Below are 25240 nucleotides of genomic sequence, written 5' to 3'. Positions count from 1 at the left end.
GATCGTCGCACTGATTCAAATCTTGAGCGTCTACCCGCCGGGGACGGTCGTCGAACTCTCCGACAAATCCATCGGGCTGGTCATCAGCATCAACCTGCAGGCCCGCATGCGCCCGCTGGTCATCATGTACGATCCAACGGTCGATCAGGCCAATCCAAATATTGCCAATCTCAGCCACGACAGCAGCCGTTCGATCGTACGGAGTATCCCGAGAAATGAGCTGTCTCACGAGGTATCCGACTATCTCAACCTGAGCCGGTGGACAGGCTATTTCATCAACTCCTCCCGCGAGGCCTTGCAGGAACAACAGGCGGCCTAGCGAGTCATCTGGCGTTGCAAAGTACTCCTGTGTTATGTCAACGGCCATGCCGACACCGCGACTCTTGCTCCTCATCCCTCCGCTCACGCAACTGAATACGCCCTACCCCTCCACGGCTTACCTTACCGGCTTTCTCCGTGGTCGCGGGATTGAAACCTCCCAGGCCGATCTCGGTATCGAAATGGTGCTCAAGATCTTCAGCCGATCGGGACTCCAGGCTGTGTTCGAACAAATACGCGGATGCGAAGATGAGTTACCCGGTGAAGCCAGACAGATGCTTGCGGTCGAGCCGGCCTATCTGCATACCATCGAGCCGGTCATCGAATTTCTCCAAGGACGCAATCCCTCATTAGCGCTGCTCCTTGCCCGGCCAGGATTCCTGCCACAAGGCCCCCGCTTTGCCGGCCATCGAGGACGATCCGCGTCAGTCCATGCCCTGTCGGAACAGGACCGCGCCAAACGGTTCGCCACCCTCTATCTTGAAGACCTGGCCGATTTGATCCGGGCGACCGTCTCGCCCCATTTTGCCCTGAGCCGCTATGCGGAGCATATCGCCCGATCCGCCTCGTCGTTTGAGACCATCATCGAAGCCGTCGCGGTCCCTCCGACCTTGACGGATCAATTCATGCTCGAGTCCCTCTGGGCGCATCTCGACCACCACAAGCCCTCTCTTGTGGCGCTCACCGTGCCCTTTCCGGGAAACCTCTATGGCGCGTTTCGTATCGCCCACTCGATCAAGCAACGACGGCCCGACATCACCATTGCTTTTGGAGGCGGCTATGCCAACACAGAGCTTCGCCGTCTGTCCGATCCACGCCTGTTCGACTATGTCGATTTCGTCACGCTCGATGACGGGGAACGGCCCCTGCTGTCGTTGATCGAACATCTGGCAGGAGCCAGGTCTCGTACCAACCTCTGCCGGACGTTCTATCGAGAGAAGGATCGAGTGGTCTTCGCAAATGAGATCTCAGATCGGGAGTTCAGCATGGGTGAGGTTGGTTGCCCGACGTATAGCGGCCTGAACCTGGGTCGTTATCTCACCATTTTAGACAGCACCAATCCCATGCATCGCCTCTGGTCGGAAGGCCATTGGAATAAATTGACGGTCGCCCACGGCTGTTACTGGAAGCAATGTACCTTCTGCGACGTCGGGCTCAACTATATCAGCCGCTACGAGATGACACCGACCGATCGGCTCATCCAACAGATCGAACAATTGATCGCCGAAACAGGCCGCCGGGGGTTCCATTTTGTCGACGAAGCGGCGCCTCCCGCTGCGCTGAAGGCCCTCGCCTTGGCCTTGCTCGAACGGGGCATCACCATTTCCTGGTGGGGCAATATCCGTTTTGAAGAAGCATTTTCACCGGACCTCTGCCGTCTCCTGGCTGCCTCCGGTTGCATTGCGGTGACGGCAGGACTCGAAGCCGCCTCCGACCGGTTGCTGGAGAAGATCAAGAAAGGGATTACTGTCGATCAGACGGCGCTTGTCGCAGCCGCCTTCAAAGATGCGGGCATCCTGATCCATGCCTATCTCATGTACGGCTGCCCCTCCGAGACTGTCCAAGAAACCGTAGACTCGCTGGAGCGAGTCCGTCAATTGGTCGCGGCAGACCTCATGCAATCCGCCTTCTGGCATCGGTTCACCGCGACGGCTCACAGTCCGATTGGACTCAAACCAGCTGCCCATGGTCTGCGTATCCTCGGACCGAAGTTTCAGGGTTTCGCGGAAAATGACCTTCAGCATGAGGATCGAGAGGGCAAGACGCCAGACTGGCTCGGTGAAGGACTGCGGCGATCGATGCTGAATTACTTGGAAGGAAAAGGCCTTGCTCTTGATGTCCGCCAATGGTTCGACCATGCCACACCTAAGCCACGCGTCTCCTCCACGTGGGTGCAGCGTCTCCTCAAGAGCCGAGTTGTTGAAGATGATCCAGGAGCAGAGCGGCGGTTCGTTTGGCTAGGCGGGCAACCAGTCTGTGAGTCGGTCGGAAGAAGAACGAAACTCATTCTGCCGGGACGGACCAGCGATCACGCCGTGACGCTCCCCCTGCAGCAGGCCCAGTGGCTGGACGATCTGATTCAGCGATCAACACCTCACAGCGCCCCCTCATCTCCCTATCCCCTCCTCCGGGACACGAAGGCAACCTTTCCAGGAACCGCAAAGGATTTCGAGACCTTCCTGAGCAGTACCTCATGGAAGAAGGTTCGATCCGCTGGGTTGCTGCTGGTCTAAGACCGAGCCTGACAGCGCTCCAAAGGGACATAGACAAAGAGCGGGAGAAGCCTCAGGCCTCTCCCGCTCTTCGATCCTACTTACTTCCTGCTTACTTGTTCGGCTGTGGCGTATAACGCAGATAGGGCTTTACGGTCTTGAAGCCCTTGGGGAACAGCGTCTTCGCCTCAGCATCGTTCACAGCCGGGGTGATGATGCAATCTTCGCCGTCCTTCCAGTTGGCTGGCGTGGCGACTTTGAACTTCGAGGTCAACTGGAGCGAATCGATCACTCGCATCAACTCATCAAAATTCCGGCCACATGAAGCTGGATAGGTCAAGGTAAGCTTGACCTTTCTATCCGGCCCAACGATGAAGACTGAACGGACGGTCATGTTATCCAGCGCATTGGGGTGGATCATGTCGTAGAGCGTCGCGACCTTCTTATCCGGATCCGCAATGATGGGATAGTTCATCGTGGTGTGCTGCGTCTCATTGATATCGTTGATCCAGCCCTTGTGGGAATCCAGGGGATCGACGCTCACCGCGATGACTTTTACGCCGCGCTTCTTGAACTCGGGCGTAATCTTGGCCACGGTTCCCAACTCGGTGGTGCAAACCGGGGTATAGTCCTTCGGATGCGAGAAGAGAATCCCCCACCCGCCGCCCAGCCACTCATGAAAGTTAATGGTCCCTTCGGTGGTCTCTGCCGTAAAATTCGGTGCCTCATCGCCTAATCGAATTGCCATGATATCCTCCGTGGTTACACAAAACGCCGGCCGACTCACAGAACGGCTCTACGATACTGTCTCTCAAAGATCAAGTGCAAGGGGGAGCAACGGCTTACTGTCCAGCCGTGATATTCAATCGACTTCTGACCCTGTCGTGATCCGAGGCCGCCAGATCGACTTCAGTCAAGAACACACGTTCGACGGCAAGCTTCCCCTCACCGGTAAACTGTCCGCGTAACTGATCGGCCCGTTGTTGCGCTAAGGCTCGAAGATCCGAGTCAGAAACCGCGATGGCCGCAACAAGCTGCTGCCGCATGTCATCGATTGTCGGCGGCTTCAGCGCAGGGTCAGTGGCCATAGCCGGCGCAGGGACCGGCTGCTGGCTGCGCTGCTGATCGTACAGGTCCTTGATCAATCGTTCCTCTTCAAGCATCGGCAGGTCCGCATCCTTTGAGGTGCCTTTCCCCTGCCGCCATCTCGCGAGCAACTGCGCCTTAAGTTTCTGAAGACCGAGTTCTTTTCGATCTCGAACTGGATCGGCCGTACCAGTGATCTCCAGACGCAAACCAGGCCGTTCCTCAAGCCCCTTCGTAATGGCTTCGACTTTCTTGAGTTCTGCCGGAAGCGGCACGGCAGCACCAGAGTCAAACTCGAAATATTGCAGCTCTTCAGCGTCGCCACCACCTGGAATCAGTTTTCCCATGAGCGCAAACGGAGAGGTCACCAGCTTGCCCAGGATATTCAGCAAGGTTGAAACCACCACCTTGCCGTACTTGAAGTCGGGGTCTTTGAGATCGCCGCGAATCGGCAGATCGATCTCGATCCGCCCCTTGCGATCCTTCAGCAGTGCGACCGCGAAGGGCACAGGCAGCGAGGTGGCATCAGGACTCTCAACCTTCTCCCCAAACGTCAGTTGATCGATCAAGACCTTGTTCTCGGCTTCAAGTTGTTGTTGAGAAACCTTATATTTTAAATCGAGTGAGAGCTTCCCCTTGGACAATCCATACCCCACATACTTACCGCTGTAGGGACTCTCCGCGGTCAAGTCCATCCCTCCAAGCGTTACCGTGAGATCCGTCATGGCGTTCTCGATCAATGGGTTGATGGTCCCGACGATCTTCAACGGTGCAACCCTGTCCACGTTGGCGGCTAATTCCACATCGGCTTTGGCGAGCTGTTTCGACGATAAGCCTTTGATCGTGCCAGTGAGATCGTACAGCCCGGTTTGGACCGTCGGCGTCATCGATTCGTCTCGAAAGCTGACAGCCCCCTTCAACAGCTTCACCGTCTTGATGGCAATCGATGGAGAGGGGCCTTTCTTCGTCCTCGCCGGCTCGGCCTCCGGCGCAGAGGGAGGAGTGGCCGCATCGGCCTGCGGAAGCAACGCCTTCAGATTGAGCTGCCCATCGGGCAGAACAGCCAAGTGAATCATCGGCTGCTCGAGTCCCACCTCCTCGATGCTGACCATGGTGGGATCAACCGCTAGCGCAAGCTGCCTCAGGTGGAACTGCTTCCAGGATACAACTGGCGAACCCTGATCGCGGTCGGCAATGGCCAACGCTTTCACGCCGAGGTTCCCGCGGAATGTCATCAAGGGCGCCTTCGGATGCTCCACGGCCAGATGAATCTGTCCGTCCAGATCGATCGCCCCGGAATCTACCGCAACGCGTGCGAACTGCTCGACATAGGGCTGAAAGGGCTGGAGCTCAATATTCTTGAGGGCCAGGGATAGATCGAGCTGGAAGGGCTTCACAATAATCTGTCCATCGACCGCCACCTTACCCGTGTCATTGAGCAGATGCTCCAGAGTCAGAGGAATGGGCTTCGTGATCGGAAACTCAAAGTCATGGGTCTTGGCCGAGAGACCGGTTACGTTCACGCGCACCGGCAGCGTGAGCGAACGATCCTCAAAATGAATGGAATGGTTGGTCACCCCCACCTCCTTGATGGATAGCGACCAGGGCTTCTCATCGACGGCTTGAGACGCAGGGGTCTTGGCCCGAGGAGTCGCAGTCGGGGGCGTGGACGAATCGCTCGTCACCGGAGTAAAGAGCGATTGCAGATTGATCGACCCATCGGGATTCCGCCAGGCTCGGTCCGAGCCGTTGGCCATCGCGATGCGGGAGATCGTTACTGTTCGCGCACAAAGATCGAGATGAATGCCGTCGAGATCCAGCGAGGGAATCATAATCACTGGGTCAGCATCGCCCTTCTCGACAAGGAGGATGTCTCGGACATGTACCGTGGTATCGGATAGCACCAGCGTGACAGGAGAAGTCCCCGTATCGAACAGGTACTGACCCTTCGCCTCGATCGTGCCACTGGGAATATCAAAGTTGAACTGGTCCTGCACATGCTGGAAGAAGGTCGGAATCTTCACCCCGACCAGCGAAACGGTCCCCTCGGAGCGAATCGGCTCAAGAGACACCGTTCCTTTCCAATCCAGGATTTGCCCTGTTCCCAACTCGGCCATAAAGGCATAGGTATTGTCCCCGCCCGGCTTGGTATGAAAATTCTTCAAGACAATGCCGAGGGGCAAGATCTCCATCGAGACCGGCTTCTCCTTCGACTCATCGTAAAACTCCACGATCCCCTGCGCGATTTCAAGATGGCCAATCTGCACGGCGGGAATGGCAGAGGGGGCAGTTGAATCCTTCGTTGCCGGTGCAGCCCCTGGCCCATTGGCCGGAGGGACCAGTTCCGTCAAATTCAAGCGACCCTCTTTAGACACTCGTGCAGAGACATACGGCACGGTGAGGCGAATGGTATCGAACACATAGGCCTGGCGGATGAGGGAGCTGATCTCGAAGTTAACGAAGAACTCCTCGAACCCCAGCAAGGCGGATTGATCCGGCTCTCGAACTTCGAAGCCCGTTACTCGAATCGACAGCGCAAAGGGATTGAGCTCCACCTCCTTCACCAGCACTGGACGGTGAAGCGTCTCGGCAAGAGTAGGGATGGCATATGCCTTGATGAGGTAAGGAAGGAGAAAAAATCCAACCAGCGTGTAGCAAAGCACCAAGCCCAGGGCAAGGATCGCAAGACGGGAAGGACGAAACAGCCAACGCATGAGTAGGAAACCCTATGGTGCGCCCGGTTGGGATCGAACCAACGACCCTCAGCTTAGAAGGCTGATGCTCTATCCAACTGAGCTACGGGCGCACACTATTTATCAATCACTTACGTGAAGAGTAGTTAGCAACGGTCTCGGCTAGTGTTCCCGGCGTGTTCTCTTGGAGGTATTTGTGAACCTTTTGAGCTGCTTGCGTCAAGTCCCGATCACGCGAGAGATTATACCGGCCTGGAATCTAAATTCCCACATGTCTGCGCATCAGCCAGGCAGAACTGACTTCACATGCTCTGTTAGCACAGAAACTGTCCGGAAAGGAAATGACCCTAGCCACCCCCTCCGTCACTCGTTACCGAGGACGAGATAGCCGCGTCCAAGACTGCCACGGCAAACCAGCAGGTGAAGGAAGCCTCACAAAGAAAGGCCTAATCTTGCATCCGGGATCTACCCTATCAAATGAAGCAGGGTGCGAGCGATTATTTACGCAGATGAACGCCTCTCCATCATTGATCCAACTCATACCCATGTTATACTTGACCGCGATACGTTGCATATCCCGACCGACCTAACCGGGAAAGGTAGATGATGTTCATCACGACCATGTTTCCTTGCCGAGCTCTTGTGTCCCTCCTCCTCAGCCTGCTGATGCTCGCGACCACGGCATGCGACACCCTGGACGCACTCACAGAAAGCACAAAAGAGAAGATGCTTGAGAACAAGGAAGCGCTGATCGGCAGCCTCGCCGGCGGCACAGCAGGCGCGACGATTGGTGGCCTGGCCGGGAAGAAAAAAGGAGCCATCATCGGGGGGACGGTCGGCCTCGTATCCGGTGGGTTGATTGGAAACTACTACGCCAAACGAGAGCGCGATCGGACTCAAACGACGGCCTCCGTTGGGTATCGCCCCGAACAAGGCAACATTCTGACGATCAGCGACGCACTGGCATCGCCTTCTGTTGTCAAACAGGGGGACTCCGTAAAGATCAATGCCAAGTACACCATCCTCAGACCAGACGAAAGCAAGGCGACCATCAAGGAAACACGTGAGATCCGTTACAACGGAACAGTTGTGGACACACAAAAAGCTGAAATTCAGCTGGAGCAGGGCGTGCAGAACATTACCTGGGAATATCCCATCTCCCGTGAAGCCAAATCCGGCAACTACCAAGTCTTAACCACCGTCGCCATTGATGACAAAAACGCTGCAGCCACAGCCACGTTTTCGATTAAATAAGTCTGTCGGTCGTTGCGCCACCGCATCTCAGCAGGTCATCCTGTGACGCAGTGGCTCCCGGCCTCAGTTTGGTTATGCCTGCTACTGCAGACTGGTGCAGTCGTTCAATCTATACCGAGCGGGTGGGCCGCCTCACCGACTCAACCGGGGCCACCGCCTTCTTCACCTCCCCTCCTCCGTATCGAAGCCGGTCGGCACACCAGCAGCATTCTGCGAATCAGCACTGACGAACAAAACCGCTACTTAGCGACTGTCTCCCTCGACAAGACGGTACGCATCTGGGGGCTGCCAAAACTTGAACTTCAATCCGTCCTCCGTCCACCGATCGGCAATGGAATAAAAGGCACCTTGTATGCCGTTGCCATATCCCCCAATGGGCTCACCATTGCTTGTGGAGGTGTGGAGGGAGAAGTTCTGATATTTGATCGGGAAACAGGGCGTCTGACCAATCGATTGCAGGGCTTTCCCAACATCATTAACCATCTAGCCTACTCACGGGACGGTCGGTGGCTCGTGATCGCGCTAGGAGGCCAACAGGGTATCCGGCTCTACGACACCAAGACCTACACCCAGGTCGATCAGGACTCCGCCTATGCGGCGGCGAGCCATTATGCAGAGTTCAGCCATGACGGACGATTGATCACCGTATCGGATGATGGCCATCTTCGTCTCTACGAGTTAGGCGCAACCAGCACGTCACCGCTCATGCTCATCGGCAAACGAAAGCTAGCCGGCGACCGCCCTCGTTCTGCCAGCTTCTCCCCTGACGGCAACACATTGGCGGTGGGGTTTGTAGACCATCCACGAGTGGATCTGGTATCGGGGAAGGACCTCACCGCGCTGACCTCCCTACCCACGTCCAAAGTGGACGAAGATCAGTATTTCATATCCGTCGCATGGTCCGGCGATGGGCAAAGTCTCTATGCGGCAGGGAGTTATCAAGAACGTGGCAAGACCGGGCACGCACGCGGCACGACCTTCATCCGCCGGTGGGCGATCGGTGCAAACAGAACGTTCCAAGACTATCCCGTGGCAGAAGGCTCCATTGAGCAATTACTTTCCCTGAAAAATGGGGATGTGATCTTCGCCTCGCACGATCCTGCGTTGGGTGCCATCGACAGCTCCGGCATTCGCACTCAATATCTCGGCCGTCCTATTCCGGACTTTCGCGGCATGGGTGAAGATTTCATGATCTCGGAAGATGCCGCAATCGTGAAGTTTGCCTACAACCGCGGCAAATCGTTTACCCTGTTTTCGCTCCCTGCCAGATCCTTCACGCAAGATCCCCCTCCAGGCCTTGTATTGCATGGTCCAGACCGGGGAGAGCCCACCTTCACGATGTTCGGTCTGCTCGGAGACGACAAGAAAGATCTCCGGATCACAGACTGGCATGACTCACCGACGCCTCGACTAAACGGCCGACCGCTCCCCCTCCAGCCAGGGGAACTCTCTCGCAGTCTTGCCATCGCACCGGACCAGGACAGCTTTCTGCTCGGCACGGAATCCAAGCTACGGCTCTTCGCACGTGACGGGACCCCACGGTGGCACATTTCCGTTCCCGGCATTGCCTGGAACGTGACCATTTCAAAAAACGGCCGCCTGGCGGTCGCCGCACTAGGAGACGGCACGGTCCGATGGTTTCGCCTCCAGGATGGTCAGGAATTACTGGCGCTCTACCCCCATACAGATCGGAAACGTTGGATCGTCTGGACCCCCAAGGGCTACTTCGACGCCGAGACAGATGCGGAAGCACTCATCGGGTGGCATCTGAATCGCGGCAGCAACCGCGAAGCCGAGTTCTACGACGCCTCGCACTTCTTTGAGCAGTTCTACCACCCGGAACTCGTGGCACGAGTGCTCCGCACGACAGAAGCCGATACGGCCGCGCTCCAATATTTCGGCCAACAGGAACGAGTCAACTTGGCCGTCGGATTTACCTCTCCGCCGACGGCCTCCATCACGGCTCCTACGCTGAATGCCCAGTTGAACCAAGAAGAGATCGACGTGACCGTGACCGCTGAGGATCAAGGAGGAGGGATCGGCGAGATACGCCTCTACCACAACGACAAGCTCGTCGGAACCGATACTCGCGGGGTCGCCGTGACGGCGGATACCGCTGTACGGAAGCAACGAACCCTCCCGTTTCATATCCGCCTCGTTCAGGGAGAGAACAGCCTGAGAGCCGTGGCCATCAGCACGGCCAGGATCGAAGGGAAATCGGTCGAGCTGCGAATGACCTTTCACGGGCCGCAGAAACAAGCCGTCCTGCATCTCATTGCGGTCGGTATCAATCAGTATCAGAACTCTGCGTTGAATCTCAATTTCGCCCAACCTGATGCCGCGGGCATTCTGAAGTTTTTCTCTGCATCATCATCCAGTCTGTTTCGAACCGTCAAAATCACCGAGCTATTCAACAACGGTGCAACCAAGACCGAGTTACTCACGAAGCTCCAGAGCTTGAAAGGCACGGCTCCGGAAGACGTCGTCATCGTATATCTTGCCGGGCACGGTGAAAGTGTTGGAGCAGACTGGTACTTCCTTCCACACGAGGTCGTCTATCCGGAACGGCCGGAAGAAATACGGCTGAAGGGTATCTCGTCACAAGAGATTAAAGATCTGGTGATGCAGATCGGAGCCAAGAAGGTGCTCTTGCTCATGGATGCCTGCAAATCGGGATTTGCCCTGCAAGCGTTTTCAGCCAGAGGCGTGGACGAACGCCAGGCCCTGGCTCAGTTGGCGCGGGCCAATGGGGTCCATATCGTGGCCGCATCCACAAAAGATCAATTTGCCAGCGAAGTTCAAGAACTCGGACATGGCGTATTCACCTATACCCTGCTCGAAGGGCTCCAAGGACAAGCCGACGGAAGCCCGAAAGATGGCATCGTCACGGTGCGAGAACTCCTCGCCTTTGTGGAAGCCCGCCTGCCTGAACTCAGCCTGAAATTCAAAACCGAACGGCAATATCCGGTCGCCGAATCTCGTGGCATGGATTTCCCCATCGCAGCGATCAAATAGACTGCGGCACGACAAAAAAATCGCCGTATCTGCCAACCAACAAATGCGTGAATGGTATCAATGACAAAGGGGATTGTCCCTGGCTTGGACAATCCCCTTCGTCATACGTACACCGCTATGTTTTATGAGCCTGAGATATGGGTGCGAACCACTGGCGGCATTGATCCCGTCGCCTCAATGATACGGCGACGGATCGGGTAGACTGTGGTTGGTCGGGGCGACAGGATTCGAACCTGCGACATCCTGCTCCCAAAGCAGGCGCGCTACCGAGCTGCGCTACGCCCCGACGCTGGGATTATAATCACATATACTATGCCCTACGGCTGGAGAACCGACAAGTAGGACCACCGTATCAGCCTCACCGCTATATCGTTTAGCGGCCTACCATTGAAACCTTCAAGCGCTCAGACAGAATGCACCAAAGAATCAAGATACGCCTTTGACGGGCCTCCCTTTATACAGGAACACCCGGTGAGAGTCCAGGCTACAGGCCTTCCGGGAAAGACACCGTAGGCTGCAAGGGTCAGGAGAAGCGACTTAGACTTAGCCAGCCATACGCTCTCCTGCCAAACAACCGTGGGCAAAACAGACCTACTAGCTGTTGAGCTCTGCGAACAGAATAGCGTGGGAAATATCAGGAGTACGGATTACTGAAATTGTGCGGCCAGGTCGGCCGGCTTGAAGACACCGCGCTCGGTGATGATGCCGGTGATCAGCTCCGCGGGCGTGACGTCGAAGGCTGGATTGTAGACTGCGACCCCTTGGGGCGCGATAGGGTGACTGCCATGGATGGTGGTGACTTCGAGGGGATTGCGTTGTTCGATGGGAATGTCGTCGCCGGTTTTGGTCTTCAGATCGATCGTGGAATAGGGCGCGGCGACGTAAAAGGGAATCCCGTGGGCCTTCGCTAGCACCGCGACTGAATAGGTCCCGATCTTGTTGGCCACATCCCCGTTCGCGGCAATGCGATCGGCGCCGACGACGCAGAGATGAATCTTCCCTTGGCGCATGAGTGAACCAGCCATGTTGTCGGTGATGAGCGTCACAGGAATCTTGTCCTGCATCAGCTCCCAGGCCGTCAGCCGCGCGCCTTGCAGCACCGGCCTGGTTTCGTCTGCAATAACCTGAATCTTCTTCCCCTGCTCCCAGGCTGCGCGAATGACACCCAATGCCGTACCATAGCCGGCTGTGGCCAGCGCACCGGCATTGCAATGGGTCAGGACCGTTTGGCCGCTCGAGATGAGGGTCGCGCCATGCTGCCCCATGGCTTTACAGAGCGCGATATCTTCATCGAGAATGACTTGCGCTTCTTTCAGCAAGGTCGCTTTGATGGATACAATGGGCTGCGTACCTACCGAGGCGAGCAGGCGCTTCATCCGTTCGATGGCCCAAAACAGATTGACTGCCGTCGGCCTGGTCGCCGCCAGATGATCGCAGATGACGAGCACCTCCTTGGCGAAGGTCTCATAGTCGGATGCGGGGACGGTCTGGGCACCGAGGGCGACTCCCATCGCCGCAGTCACCCCGATCGCCGGAGCGCCTCTGACTTTCAATGTACGAATGGCATCGGCAACGGTCTGATAGTCCCGGCAGTCCAGAAACTCGACGAACTCTGGCAACCGGCTCTGATCGAGCAGCCTGACTGCGCCATCTTTCCATTCAACGGTAGGAACCATGAGGCATCTTGTAGCGGGAACTGGGATGGAGTGCAAGGGGGGGCTAATATCTCTGGCGTCCGCTCCATTCGAGAATCGTGATCATAACCACAATTAAGCAGGCTTGGATGAGGAGCAGCACCGCCTCAGCCGTTCCGGCGTGACGGAGCGCCAACGCCGCCAGCCCGAGGCAAATCGTCATGAGACAGATCATCGCGACACTTGCCTGGCGAGACCCTAACGCACGTTCCAGACGATGGTGGAGATGGTCTTTCCCCACGTAGTCCAGCCATTCTTTGATGGAATGCACTTTCCCCGTCACCACCCGCTCCACGGTGATGTGGATCATGTCGTAGATCAGCACGCCGAAGATGAGGAGCGGATTGCTGAATGAGACGATGGGACTATGATCCGCCCAATTCCCCTTGACGGCCAAACAGGCCAACGTGAACCCGAGGAAGGTTGCCCCTCCGTCTCCCAGGAAAATCACGGCAGGCTTACGCCCCCGAAAATTATAGGGCAGAAACCCGACCCCGGCTCCGATGATGGCGATGGCCAGCCAGCCCACTCCCGGCTGGTTCGTCTCAAATGCCACCGCCCCCATGAATCCGGCAATGAGAATTGCCAGCCCCGTAGCCAAACCATCCATGCCGTCGAAAAAATTGAAGGCGTTCGTGATCCCGACGATCCAGAGCAACGTGAGCAGCACGTTCGCCAGATCCCCGATAGGACCGACCGGAAACAGGGTCAGAACCTTCCCCGTCGAGATGACGATTCCTGCAGCGATCACCTGGGCGACCAATTTTGACGAGGCAGGTAATTCCCAGACGTCGTCGACCACACCCACGATCAATAACAACGATCCGGCGACCAACGTCGCGATCATCCAGTCCGGCAAAATCGAATTCAGCAGCACCGAACCCAGAAAGCCCAGATAGACGGCCACTCCACCGAGTCTGGGAGTCGGGTACACATGGATCTTCCGGTCGGAAGGCTGATCGACCAGCCCCCACTGATGACTGAGATGCACCATGAGCGGCGTCAACGCCCCGGCGCCGAGAAACGCAAAGAGCAGGATATAGAGCCACCGAAGCCCTTCGAAGACGAAGAGCTGACGTACTGTTGGAATGGCCAAGGCCACGATGCCCAGCAAGGCCCCCAGCACAGCAGGCGTCAGCCAACGCCAACTACTACGGACTGCGAACGGCGACGCCTCAACGCCGATGGCTTTCACGAAAGAACCTCGTCCAACGATTGTAAAATCTGCCTGGTCTCGTCGTCTGTGAGATCGGGATAGAGTGGAATCGACAAGGCCGTTCGATCTGCTTCGTCGCTGTTGGGAAAACCGAACTGATCCAGATAGCGGTGGAGCGGTCGAAAGACCGGCTTACGGCATTGAATCCCCTGCTGCTCCAATGTGCTGATCAGGCACATGAGGCCATCGGGATTGGTCCGGAGATGCGGAAGTCTGACCACATAGCGATAATATCCGTGTGTCCTGCCAGGAGGCGCAGTCGGACAGACGGCAGCCTTGGAGGAGAGTGCAATACGATAGGTTGCCGCGAGGATTTGGCGCCGTTCATGAAAGGCCGAGAACCGTCCCAACTGGGACAGCCCAAGCGCAGCTTGCATGTCGGTCAGTTTCACATTAAAAGAGGAGGGGTTCAATGTCGGTGCGCCGTCATATTCGCGCAGCGACCGGACTCGTTCGAGATCCCCCTTCACATTCGACAGCACCATCCCACCTTCTCCGGCGCACAGCAGCTTCGTTGCGTAGAAGGAGCAGACCGTCAGCCGCCCGACAGTCCCGACAGGCCGACCCTGTTCCGTGCCCCCCAGCGTCTGCGCACAATCTTCAATCAACGGAATCCCGATCTGCTCAAGTGCGGTCAGATCGGCCGGCAGGCCGAACAGATGCGGAACGATGATCGCGCGAGTCTTCTTGGTCACCGCCTGGCAGGCGGCGAGCGGATCGATATTGAACGTATCCAGATCGATATCGACGAGCCGGGCCTGGGCCCCAACCCGTTGCGTCGCAAGCCATGGCGCCTGGCAAACATAACTCGGCATGATGACTTCGTCGCCGGCTCCGACATCAAGCGCCCGCAGCGCCAACTCAAGCGCCGCAGTCCCGGAACTGACCGCCACCCCACCCCGCACCCCTACGAACGATGCCATGTCGCGCTCGAATCGCTCGACCCAAGGCCCTTGGGCAATCTGCCCTGAACGCAGCACCTCAGCCGTTGCGCGCAGGTCTTCTTCGTCGATGGCAGGCCGTGAATGGGGAATGATAGTCGCCACAGTGGTCATACGCCGATATTAATAAACAATCGCAGCGGAACAAAGCCTTCTGCGTTTTTCACCCGACCCTGAATGCCACGGAAATGCGCCCCGGCTCGAATCACATCCACGATACTCAGGCCTTCGATGTTGGTCTTTTTCACCTGCGAGCCATGAGCCTCGATCGATTTCACCTTTTCCTCGACCACCTGATCGATATCGACAAAGACGGTCGGAGAGAAATTCTGGGTGGTCGGCCCTTCGTAGAACAGCACGTTCTTGGTATAGCGGGTCGCGGTGATCGTACTCATCGCCAGATGCCGATGGTCCTGATGGGTATCGTCGTGATAATGCGAGAAAATAAAATGCGGCTGCACGTCCTCCACCACCTGCTCGATCTTCTGAATCACGTCCAGCCCCATCGGCACTGCCGTGTCCTTGTATCCGCCCCAAAAAATCTTTTCGACGCCCAATTGTTTCGCCGATCGTGCCTGCTCGCGTTTGCGTATGCTGCTTGATCCACCCTTGTCGCCGGCGGTCATCACGAGGAGAAAGATACGATGTCCCTTTTGCGCATACTTGAGCAACGTCCCCCCGCACCCAGCCTCGATATCGTCCGGATGCGCGCCAATGGCCAGAATCCGCATCGGCACTCTACGCTCAGTTGCCATCCCATCCTCCTCGATTACCAGGATGCTGAAACAGTCCGCCAGCTTCGTTCTCGCCTCGAACGCATCCTCAACGTAGCCCTGAGGCTACGCCTCCGGTGCGTTCGTCGGCTGCGGCCTTGCTAGACAGCCTGTTTGAGCATCCTGCATGACTATACCGATCTCACCACTCGCAACCATTCCATTGTTCGATGTACATCGTGCCACAACACTTTCTCCGCCGACTTTTACAGCTTTGTCACCGCATTTACATTCTGCCCCACCCGCGCTTCACGCAATCGCGTCAGCGCCTCCGGCCCGCAACAACACAATAGATCGATCGCCGACATCGCCGGCATAAACGGTTCGTAGACTTGCCGATACATCGGATGCTGGAACCGTTGCATTTCTAACGTCAGCCCGGACGATTCAAACCGAGGCACGTCCAGATACACATCCCCGCCGGGGCCCGACAGATAGCCCGATGCGCCAACGGCGCGGCACAGATCGATCAATCGATCGGTGGGCTCTTCGCACGCCTCCCACTCCGACGCGCACCGAACGGGCGTCGTAATCCCGAAGGCCTCAAGCAACCAGCGGATGACCGCGAGATTCACGTCATGCAACCGTTCCCATGGGGCCTCATAGAGGCTGCGCAACTCCGGCAGATAGCGGTCACGAAACGGAGCCTTCGCATAATGGATCTCGAGCGCCCGCAGATGTTGAGCCCGCCAGTTCACCGTCTGATTGATTCGCACATCCTTCACCAATTGACCGAAGCGATGGATCACCGGCACCGTAATCCATTGGCAACCGTCCGCCGTTCTGATCCGATTACGATTCTGCCATTCATTCTTTTTGAACTGCACCGTGTCTAACGCGATAAATAGGTCCGCCTGATCGATCTTGTCCAGATACCCCAGCCAGGGCAGGAACTGCGGTTGATGAATGGTGACGCGCATGAGCGAGCTTTCAGCCATCAGCCTTCAGGTTTCAGCTTCGGAGGTGAAATCATGTTTGAGCTGAACGCTGACGGCTGAGAGCTGACAGCGTTCGGTTCATGAATCGGTCCCACAAAGATCGGGTTACTCAACAATTCTCCGCTGCCGGTGATTTCTACACGATAGGTCATCCGCTCTCTTGTCGGCATGGAGTTGTCTGGCCAATCGACGAGAAACGGCGTCTCGCCTGCCAATTGCGCCACGACCTGCCCGGAACGAATCAGCCGCACCTTCACCGGATGGCGCCCATGATCGGCCGCAGAAATCGAAAGGCGAACCATCAGATTGCGAGCGCCGACTGGATCCAGCCGATCGCCCATCGATGCCGATCTGGTTCCGCCCTGGCAGAGCACTCGAAACTCATCCAACCGAAGCTGGACATGGTGGTCTCCCTCACCCACTGCGTACGCGCGACCTGACCCAAGCGCCTCCAGCACCGCGGGCATCGTTCGTTCTTTGACCAAAAGCACCGTGACTACACGATTCAGATCCTTCCCGGCATCCTTCAATCCATGAAACGCCAACTCCCCGATCAACACCGGAACCGGCCGCTGCTCATCTGCCGGCAATTGAAGCAACCGATCCCAGAGTTCACCAGGCTTGTTGATGGTTCGCTCATCCTGATAGAGCCCGCCGAAACCGGCATACCCGGTCGTCTGCAGCAACGATTCCGGGTGAGCCTCCGTCTTGACGGTAACCCTTCCCAGTGGCCCGAATCCATATTCATGAAAGTCTCGCGCTTCCGTCATCGACCAAAACGACAGTCCGCCCTTGTCCTTCACATCATCGATGAGAGCCTGATAGGGACGATACCCCAGCCCTGCGTCATAGGAACTAAACGCCGGCTGACTCAACGGCCAGGCATTGGCCACCAGAGCCACGGCCAGGACGATCAAAACCACAGAAACTATTCGCCGTGGGGAACGCCGGTCAGCCGCAGGCCGGAAGGGTCTCCAGAGCCAGACGGCGGGAACGACCAACAAGATCGGCGCACCATTCACCGCCCCTCGCCAATCGAAGGTGTAGGATCCAGGGTTCCCACTGGCAGGAAGGGACCGGTAATCCTCCGGCTTGTTCAGGCCGAGCACCAGGAGGTTGCGTTGCGCATTGTGCATCGTCAACGAGCCTGCTGCGAGAGAACCAGTCCAATAGTAATAGGGTGCGACTTCAACACCAGGCACAATGATGAGTTTCGGATGACGGCGCTGCGAAGCCGCGATCTCATCGAGATACCGTTCAATCCCATACTCCAGCACGGAGAGAACACTCACTCGCTGTTTCAGGATACCCCGCAAGGGCCAGAGTCCATACTCATACCGCAGCGAGAAATTATCGGTCAGTATCAGTACATCCAGGCCGAGCTGTTCCGCCCTTGCAGCCAAGGCTTCAACCGTCATATCGCCGGTACTGGCGGTACTATGGACATGGAACGTGGCCAATAGTTGCTGGCGATCATCCGACGCCTCGACATGCCCGACCATGCAGCACAGTACGATCGCCATCAATGGCAACATCAGCCGCCCGACCGCTCTCATCTGTCTCTCTCGCTTACCCATGTATCGTGAGCGCTTCGGCAAAGATGGATTCGATGGCATGGACCATAGAGAGCGATCCATATCGGCTATCCACGCTGCGGCTCGCTGCGACGCCCAACTGCCTGGCCCACTCCGGTCGATCGAGCAACCGGCGTAACGCCTCTGCCAATGCACCGGCATCGCCGGGCGAGACTAGCAGGCCGGTTCGTTCGTGATCGATCACGGCCGGAATACCGCCGACGCGGGAAGCAATCACCGGAAGTCCAGATGCCATGGCTTCAATCAGCGCACGCCCCATCCCTTCATTGAGTGAAGGCAACACAAACAGGTCCATCCCCGCGAGGCAGATATCGACATCGTCCCTATGACCGAGGAGATGCACGGCATCGCGGAGACCGATCGATTCCGCTTGCTGTAACAATGCTTCCCGCCGATCCCCACTCCCGACGATCACGAGATGGAGAGAGGGAACATTCTGCTTCAACAGGGCAACAGCTTCGATCAGATGTTCATGGCCCTTAATATCGGTGAGCCACCCGACCGATCCGACGACCAGCGCATCTGCGGGGCAACCGAACCAGTCCGGCTGTTGTTTCCCTTGGGCCCTCGCTCGTCCGAACTTCTCACGATCGATCCCGCTCGGCACAACAACAAATCGGTCTGCCCTGCCGACGGTACGATCGAGGTGGTCCTGCCGCTCCGCGTCAGTCAATGCGATCAGACGGTCTGTGATCACGCTCAACCCTCGTTCGATCTGAAGAAACAGCCATGACCGGAAGGGACCGAAATGGCCGTAGAACACATGGCCATGCGGCGTATGGACGATGACGGGCACCCTCGCCAACCAGGCTGCCATCCGTCCCAATACGCCGGCCTTCGACGTATGGGTATGAACCAATGCCGGCTGCTCTCGCCGGAAGAGGCCAATCAATTGCCACAAGGTCTGAAGATCTTTTAACGGATGAACGGCTCGCGTCAGGGAAGGCAGCAGCAGCCAACGAACTCCGGCCCGATCGAGCCGCCGGCAATTCTCCTCCGTCGCAGCCTGTCCACCTTGCGCATCCCACGATCCCGGATAGCCAGCCACCACTAGCGGTTCGAACTGCGCAGGATCATGACCGAGGGCCGTCAACATCGTGTTCTGCGCCGACCCACCATAGTCGAGGCGCGTGATCACATGGATCACCTTCCTCGCCCCGGTCATCTGTCCGTCTTTCGAACCAACGGCAAAGAGACGATCCAAATGAGCCGTATGGGCGTCCCAGTTGAAACGCCGCTCCACGACCTCCCGGCCTTTGTTCGAAAGACGCTGCCGCTCACCAGGCTGCTCACGGAAGCGCGTCAGCCATAATCGTAAGGTCTTTGCGAGAGACCCTCCGTCTGTCCCTTCCGTCACCAGCAGCGGATCGACCGTTCTCAATACTTCTGGAATCGCGCCAACTGGCGTCCCCATCACCGGGGTGCCGCAGGCCAGCGCTTCAACCGTGACCAGACCGAACCCTTCGAGCTGCAGCGTCGGCATCACGACCAAGTCGGAGGCCTGGTAATACTTCGCCAACTGTTCCTCCGGCACGAACCCGATCAATTGCACGAAGTCTTGTAGTCCCTTGCTGCGAATCAGCTCCTCCAATCGCTGGCGGAGCGGGCCTTCCCCGCCGATCAGGAGGAGAAGATTCCTCCGCTCCTCCCCGAGAAACGTTATGGCTTCAATCAGGTGTTCCAACCCCATGCGAGGGACCAGATTCCGCACCGTGAACAACACCCTGCGGCTCTCGGAAATTTTCAGCTCTCGCCTGACCTCGCCCCGATCCTCGGCCGGATAGAACATGGCAAGATCGGCTGCACCAGGGACCACCGTAATGTCCTTCGATGCAATGCCATGAGCAGCCATGACTTGCCGTTTCATGAATTCGCTCAAGACCACCACATGATGACAGCGGCGCATCACCATGCGTTCAATCCACCGTCTGGCGCGCGCGCTCAGCTTCCGCCTGACCCGCTCCAATGTCGAAGGTGCCCGCTCCGCCCTCGTGAGATATTCCTCATGCGCCAGCGAATGACAGACGTAGACCCAGCGACCGACCGTGCGATAGCGAGACAAGATCGGACCGAGACCAGCCAATGATTGATGGATGACCCCGACATCGATAGGACCGGTCTGTCCCATCACATCGAAGGCGCGCAGGGAGTTCTGTACCGAAGACCAAACAAAGGCCGGCTCGCTGGTTCTGGTCACGGGATAGCGCCGTTCAATCACGTTGCCGATCGAGCATGTCGCCTCGGCGGACTCGCAGGGAGCCCGCACGATGACGCGCACGTGATGGCCCAGCTTGGCAAGGCCCAACGACTGCTGCCGAAGGACTCGCTCGGCGCCGCCGATTACCCGCTCGATCGTGACCTCTGAGAACAGAACGACGTTCATGCCGCGCCCACTCCCATCGTCTGGTGAGAAACAGGCTGCGCCACCTGCCGATGCCACAGTTCCAACACCATGAGCGCATAAATCTGATCGGTGAAATTCCGTCTCCCGCTCTGATGCTCAGCCAGCAACCACTGCACATAGGAAGGATTGACATAACCTCGACGGCGAATCGCCTCATCGGACAGCAGATCCCGGCTCATCTCGCGAAGATCCTCCCGCAGCCATCGCCCAAGCGGCAGCATAAATCCTCGCTTCGGACCAGAGACAATGCTTCGAGGCAAGAGGTCTCGCAGGGCAGACCTCATGAATCCTTTCAGCTTCCATCCTTGCAGTCTCGTGGCAGCCGGCAAGGAACAGGCAAAGGCCAGCAGATGGTGGTCGCAAAACGGCACTCGAAGTTCGAGTGAATGGGCCATGCTCATCCGATCGCCCATCCGCAATAGATCGTCCGGCAGATACGATTGCAGATCGACACCCATGGCTCGATCAGCCGGCTCATCAGACGGCCATTGATCGAAGAGACTCCCGATATGGCGGAGGAGCGCCGAGCTATCGGCGACGGCCGTACGCAGTCCAGCGGCCAGCAACGGCCCATTCCATCCGGCTGGTTGAAACGTCGTCCAGCGGAGATATTGCTCATGGAGAGGGCGGTTGCCATCAAGCAGAAACCGTTTGATGCGGCCGAGCTCATTGCGGCTCCCTGAGCCATCGGACAGCGACTCCGCGCGAGCGGCGACCCAGGCACGCATTGCCACGGGAAACGCGGCATAACGAGCCGCCGCACGCATCCCGAGATAGCGGGGATACCCGCCGAAGAGTTCATCTCCGCCGATACCGGACAGCGCCACCGTCACGGACTGTCTGGCGACCTCGGACACCAGATAGGTGGGGATGGCGGAAGAGTCGGCAAATGGCTCCCCCATCCCGGCCACGACGCGAGGCAGCAGCGACACCACGTCCGGACGTAACAGGGCTTCCGTATGGTCGGTCCCGAAGTGCGTCGCGAGGAGCCTGGCGGCCTTGAGCTCATTGTACGATTGGTCTTCCGGCGCCTCATACCCGATGGAAAACGTTTTGATCGATCCAGGAATGACCTCACGCATACAGGCCAGGATCGATGCGGAGTCCAGCCCACCGGAGAGAAACAAGCCGAGCGGGACGTCGCTGACCAAGTGGGCCTGTACTGAATCACGGAGCATGCTCAGAAATTGGTCTCGCTGGTCGCCCTGCTGAAACTCAGCCTGGCGAAGAACCTCTTCCTCAGGACGGTAATAGCGCCAGAATTCCAACCGGCCCCGCACAATTTTGAGGGCCTCGCCCGGTCGGAGCTGATAGACCCCTTCCACCATCGTATCGGGGCCCGGCACATAGAGTAGCGACAGGAAATCTGCGATAGCCTGCGGACGAACCCTCCAATCCGGCAGACCTTCCAACAGCGACGGAAGCTCCGACGAAAAGAGTATGCGATGAGCAGCGCCCGCCTGCCCCGGTTGGACGGAGTAGTAGAGCGGTTTGATCCCCAAGCGATCGCGGACCAGCAAGACGAGCTCCCGCTCTCGATCCCAGATGGCATAGGCGAACATGCCTCGCAGCCGATAGACCCCCTCTGGCCCCTCCTCTTCATAGAGATGCACCAGGACTTCGGTGTCACAATCGGACTGAAAGCGATGGCCTTTCCGGATCAACTCCTCGCGAAGTTCGCGATAGTTGTAGATCTCCCCATTTAAGACCGCCCAGACAGAGCCGGTCTCGTTGCGAACCGGTTGATGGCCGCCGCGCGGATCGATGACTCGTAATCGCCGCGCCCCCAGTGAGACGCCTGCGGCAGAATGCATCCCCTCATCGTCAGGCCCACGATGGACCAGACGGGCGAGCATCCGCTCAAGCAGGACCGGATCGTTGTCACCCGCGAGGCCACAAATACCGCACATGAAATGAGGACTCCCATGAAACGTGGCTACCGACTCTTCTCCGTCACGACTCGCTCCCGCCGGTCGTACTCGTCCCGCTCCTTCTGGTGCCGCGGCGAGACCTCCTGAGGCGGCACATCGACCGGCTCATACCGCATATGTTTGGCAGACCCCACCGAAGTGAACATCGAGCGCACCCCGAGTGTGGCCAATGCGCCAAGCAGGCACAGCGCCACCACCAGACCCAGAAACCTGAGTGAGCGTCTCCCTCGGAGACTGAGCCAATGAGATTTACTCATGCCAATCCCTCCCTCCGCCTGGCGATGAGCTCAAATGACGGAGCCCAGACCACACGCCCGCCTGTCACCCTGTAGAGCAACTCCGCACAGGACCAGAACGCGGCCGCACCGATCCGCCACTTGAGGCGGCTCATCCAGGGATTCGCCGGAGTGAGCGGCCCTCGACTCGGAACTGAGTTATGGATCGCAATCGTCTCCAATCCGATCCCCTGCAGCAACGAACGGAGGGCCTCTGGCGAATAGAGAAAGAGGTGAAAGGCCTGATCGTAACGCGACCCGACCCATCGAGCCGGTGTCCGCATCGGGAGGTGAAAGGCCCCGTTGGTCGCTCTGATCACCAGAAGGCCGGATGGTGCCAAGGCGCCCGCGACCTGCCGTAGGACTGTCGCCGGACTCGTGACCGTCTCCAACACGTTCACCAGCGAGATAACATCGAACTGTTCGCACTCACCGATCCGCTCCAAAGAATCGGGAGGCAACAGCGTCACCCCGCGACGAACCGCGCGCGCAGCGGCTCGCTTAGACAACTCCAACCCGTAACAGGTCCATCCAGCCGACTGACAGAGAGAGAGGAACGCGCCATCCCCACAACCGACATCGAGCAGCCGCCCGGGCGGCTTCCGGTACTGGGCAAGACGGCGTGCGACACTCTCGAACACCGGGTCGCGATCCGACGAGGCCTCCATTTCGCCATAGGCCTCGTCGTAGTCTTCGCGGTAGAACTCTTCGACTGTGGTTGTCAACGGACGAGGATTCAGAAACACCAGCTCACAGTCTGGACAACGGACATAGTGCCTGGTCGGCGTCTGAAACATCTCGATCGGCAGGACCTGGCTCCCACAGGGACAGGAGATCTGCTCTGTCTCCGGCATGGCTGCCGTCTTCACGCGATCACCTGCTTCTGGACCGATAATGGCCCGCCCGCATCTTGCACCGCCGCATCGAAGATTACCGTCGTCTTCGCCACCATGCGATCCGCCGTAAACTGTTCGCGTACCACAGTTCGTCCCGCGGCTCCCATCCTCGATGCCGCGGCCGGATCGCTCAACAATTCTTGTATGGCCATCGCAAGCGCCTGGGGGTCTCGCGCCGGAACAAGGAGCCCCGTCTTACCGTCTTCAATCAACTCAGGAATACCGTTCACCCTCGACGCAACGACGGGACAACCCATCGCCAGCGCTTCCAACAACACAAAGGGAAACCCCTCAGAGAGAGAGGGCAACACGAACAGATCCGCCGCAGCCAAAATATCGGCAATGTCCTCACGCACCCCCACAAACCGACAGGCCCGCTCGACACCCAGCTCTCTCGCTGTCCGCTGCAACGCGTCTTGTAATTCACCCTCTCCCACAAACAGGCAGCAGAGCTCCGGCCATGTAGCGAGCAGGCAAGGAAGCGCCCCAAGCAAGTATCGATGTCCCTTCGCTTCGGTCAGCCGCGCGATCGTCACCAAGACTGGCTGCTGTCCCAGTCCCAACTCCTGCCTAATTTTTTGACGATCAGGTTGCGCCGAAAATGCCGAGGGGTCTATCCCGTTGTGAACCACTTGCACCTTCGCCTCCGCGGCCGGACATTCGTCGATCAAGTCACGGCAAGTGGCGTCCGAGACGCAGATGATCCGTTGGATCAATGAAAGCGTCAGACGAAGTGCTGCCGCATAGACCCATCGTGTGAACGCAGGAGACTCATAGTCTTTCAGCGAATTATGAACAGTCGAAATAATCACTGGGACGCCGGCCAGACGTCCCGCAATCCGTCCATAAAAGTTTGACCGGGCACCGTGCGTCTGGAGGATGGTCACTCGTTCCTGAACCAACAACCGAGTCAACCGCCAGAGGGCAAAGGGATTGAACAAGGGCGCCAGGTGGACGAGGTGTGTCTCCACGCCTCGTGCTTCCATCCGCCCGACAAACGAACCAGGCTCTGGACAAATCAAGAGCGGGCAGTACTGCGTGCGGTCGAGACGCTCAAAGAGTAACTCTAGATATCGTTCACCGCCTCCATAGGCTGCGGACCCTGCCAGCTCTGCAACCACGACCGGCATCAGGGCTTTCTCCCCAGGATCAACAGACTCCCGCGCAAGTGCGGGACAAGATAGAACGGCACCTTGGCCCAGTCGATCGCGCTCTGGCGGGGGGTCTGTTGGCAATCCTGCGTGTCTTCGCCCAAGAAAAACCTCGAGAGCGCGACCTCGAATCCGACATGACGCAGCATCTCCGCCAGTTCATGCATCGCGTATTCCCGCGCATGGGGTCGCCACTCATCGTTTGGATCATTGTACCCGGGAGGAGCCAGCCGATCGTTGGGTGATCGGCCGATCAGCAGCTTGAAAATATTACCGATGCGGGTGACATTCGGGGTGGTGATCACCACATGCCCGCCGGACTTCAGCAATCTGTAGGCTTCCGTCATCAAATGAAACGGCGACGTCAGATGTTCAACGATCTCCAGCGCAAAGACGAGCTGTGCGGAAGAGTCCGGCAGCGGTACGGTCTCCTGGTACCCTTTCGACGCAAACTGTTGCCCGGCAGGATCGAGATTCACGGTAAGAATCTCCACATCGGCATCCTGCTTCATGAATTGCACAAATTCTGGACTCGCCATCAGACCGGCGCCGAACAGCCGCGCCGTCTTCGTCGGCTGAATCCCCCGCAAGAGGCGTAAAAGACTGCCTGGAAAGGGACCGAAGTCCACAATCGTCTGAGGTCCTTCAGAAAAACGCTGCAACCCGCTTCGCAGCGCCACATGGAGGCGGTCGCGAGATTTCAAGGCATGATTCATCGGGGTCGTGAAACGCACGTCTTCCGCCTCAAACGTCTCATACCGCGAGGGCTGGTAGGCTCGTACCAGGCGATTGAATTGCCTTCTGGTGAGATCATAACCCATGAGAATCACGGCCTCAGGGAAAAAGG

The 25240-nt window shown here is 57.9% G+C and carries 18 protein-coding genes and 2 tRNA genes; 4 read left to right on the top strand and 16 right to left on the bottom strand.

The genetic code is table 11. From position 1 onward, the window contains the following. Together Q7U76_08230 and Q7U76_08225 are read left to right on the top strand one after the other, a co-directional pair. A partial coding sequence (locus Q7U76_08230; protein MDO8356358.1) for a hypothetical protein occupies positions 1-319 on the top strand: 319 nt, incomplete at its 5' end. A 46-nt stretch (positions 320-365) separates the two neighbouring features. Next, a complete protein-coding gene (locus Q7U76_08225) occupies positions 366-2552 on the top strand; it encodes a radical SAM protein (GenBank protein MDO8356357.1) in 2187 nt (728 codons plus the stop codon). A gap of 91 nt (positions 2553-2643) precedes the next feature. Here Q7U76_08225 and Q7U76_08220 read toward each other — a convergent pair whose 3' ends face one another. From Q7U76_08220 to Q7U76_08210, 3 genes are all read right to left on the bottom strand, one after another. After that, the gene (locus tag Q7U76_08220) at positions 2644-3279 is read right to left on the bottom strand and encodes a peroxiredoxin (protein ID MDO8356356.1); all 636 of its coding nucleotides are present in this window, start codon (positions 3277-3279) and stop codon (positions 2644-2646) included. Between the two features lie 94 nt (positions 3280-3373). Next, entirely contained in the window at positions 3374-6331 is a 2958-nt protein-coding gene (locus Q7U76_08215) for a DUF748 domain-containing protein (protein MDO8356355.1), read from the bottom strand. Between the two features lie 15 nt (positions 6332-6346). Continuing rightward, a tRNA-Arg gene (locus Q7U76_08210) sits at positions 6347-6423 on the bottom strand. A 490-nt stretch (positions 6424-6913) separates the two neighbouring features. Between Q7U76_08210 and Q7U76_08205 the strand changes: the two genes are divergently transcribed. Then, positions 6914-7564 (top strand): glycine zipper domain-containing protein, encoded by a 651-nt coding sequence (locus Q7U76_08205; protein ID MDO8356354.1) that lies wholly within the window; start codon positions 6914-6916, stop codon positions 7562-7564. A gap of 42 nt (positions 7565-7606) precedes the next feature. Continuing rightward, on the top strand, positions 7607-10579 hold the full coding sequence (locus Q7U76_08200; GenBank protein ID MDO8356353.1) for a caspase family protein: 2973 nt from the start codon (positions 7607-7609) through the stop codon (positions 10577-10579). A 209-nt stretch (positions 10580-10788) separates the two neighbouring features. On the opposite strand, the gene Q7U76_08195 is transcribed toward Q7U76_08200, so the two are convergent. From Q7U76_08195 to Q7U76_08135, 13 genes are all read right to left on the bottom strand, one after another. Then, a tRNA-Pro gene (locus Q7U76_08195) sits at positions 10789-10865 on the bottom strand. Between the two features lie 361 nt (positions 10866-11226). After that, positions 11227-12255, bottom strand: coding sequence for an S-methyl-5-thioribose-1-phosphate isomerase (gene mtnA, locus Q7U76_08190; GenBank protein ID MDO8356352.1), 1029 nt, complete (start codon positions 12253-12255; stop codon positions 11227-11229). A 43-nt stretch (positions 12256-12298) separates the two neighbouring features. Continuing rightward, entirely contained in the window at positions 12299-13468 is a 1170-nt protein-coding gene (locus Q7U76_08185) for an MraY family glycosyltransferase (protein MDO8356351.1), read from the bottom strand. Then, entirely contained in the window at positions 13465-14544 is a 1080-nt protein-coding gene (locus Q7U76_08180; GenBank protein MDO8356350.1) for a DegT/DnrJ/EryC1/StrS family aminotransferase, read from the bottom strand. The genes Q7U76_08185 and Q7U76_08180 overlap by 4 nt, the downstream gene beginning before the upstream one ends. Further along, positions 14541-15185 (bottom strand): PIG-L deacetylase family protein, encoded by a 645-nt coding sequence (locus tag Q7U76_08175; GenBank protein MDO8356349.1) that lies wholly within the window; start codon positions 15183-15185, stop codon positions 14541-14543. Before Q7U76_08175 ends, Q7U76_08180 begins: the two co-directional genes overlap by 4 nt. Positions 15186-15409: 224 nt before the next feature. Beyond that, positions 15410-16141 carry a WbqC family protein gene (locus Q7U76_08170; GenBank protein ID MDO8356348.1) on the bottom strand — a complete coding sequence of 244 codons (732 nt, stop codon included), beginning with the start codon at positions 16139-16141 and terminating at the stop codon, positions 15410-15412. Next, positions 16141-17697: a hypothetical protein gene (locus Q7U76_08165; protein ID MDO8356347.1), complete on the bottom strand. Its 1557-nt coding sequence runs from the start codon at positions 17695-17697 to the stop codon at positions 16141-16143. Before Q7U76_08165 ends, Q7U76_08170 begins: the two co-directional genes overlap by 1 nt. Positions 17698-17710: 13 nt before the next feature. After that, the gene (locus Q7U76_08160) at positions 17711-20119 is read right to left on the bottom strand and encodes a glycosyltransferase (protein ID MDO8356346.1); all 2409 of its coding nucleotides are present in this window, start codon (positions 20117-20119) and stop codon (positions 17711-17713) included. Further along, positions 20116-22050, bottom strand: coding sequence for an asparagine synthase (glutamine-hydrolyzing) (asnB, locus tag Q7U76_08155; GenBank protein MDO8356345.1), 1935 nt, complete (start codon positions 22048-22050; stop codon positions 20116-20118). Before asnB ends, Q7U76_08160 begins: the two co-directional genes overlap by 4 nt. Before the next feature lie 26 nt (positions 22051-22076). Beyond that, positions 22077-22328 (bottom strand): hypothetical protein, encoded by a 252-nt coding sequence (locus Q7U76_08150; protein ID MDO8356344.1) that lies wholly within the window; start codon positions 22326-22328, stop codon positions 22077-22079. Beyond that, the gene (locus Q7U76_08145; GenBank protein MDO8356343.1) at positions 22325-23215 is read right to left on the bottom strand and encodes a class I SAM-dependent methyltransferase; all 891 of its coding nucleotides are present in this window, start codon (positions 23213-23215) and stop codon (positions 22325-22327) included. The genes Q7U76_08150 and Q7U76_08145 overlap by 4 nt, the downstream gene beginning before the upstream one ends. Then, positions 23212-24372, bottom strand: coding sequence for a glycosyltransferase (locus tag Q7U76_08140; protein MDO8356342.1), 1161 nt, complete (start codon positions 24370-24372; stop codon positions 23212-23214). Before Q7U76_08140 ends, Q7U76_08145 begins: the two co-directional genes overlap by 4 nt. After that, positions 24372-25214: a methyltransferase domain-containing protein gene (locus Q7U76_08135; GenBank protein MDO8356341.1), complete on the bottom strand. Its 843-nt coding sequence runs from the start codon at positions 25212-25214 to the stop codon at positions 24372-24374. Before Q7U76_08135 ends, Q7U76_08140 begins: the two co-directional genes overlap by 1 nt. Positions 25215-25240 lie beyond the last annotated feature (26 nt).

This window comes from Nitrospirota bacterium (assembly GCA_030645475.1).
Classification (GTDB): Bacteria; Nitrospirota; Nitrospiria; order Nitrospirales; family Nitrospiraceae; genus Palsa-1315.
This window is presented reverse-complemented; position numbering and strand designations above follow the sequence as displayed.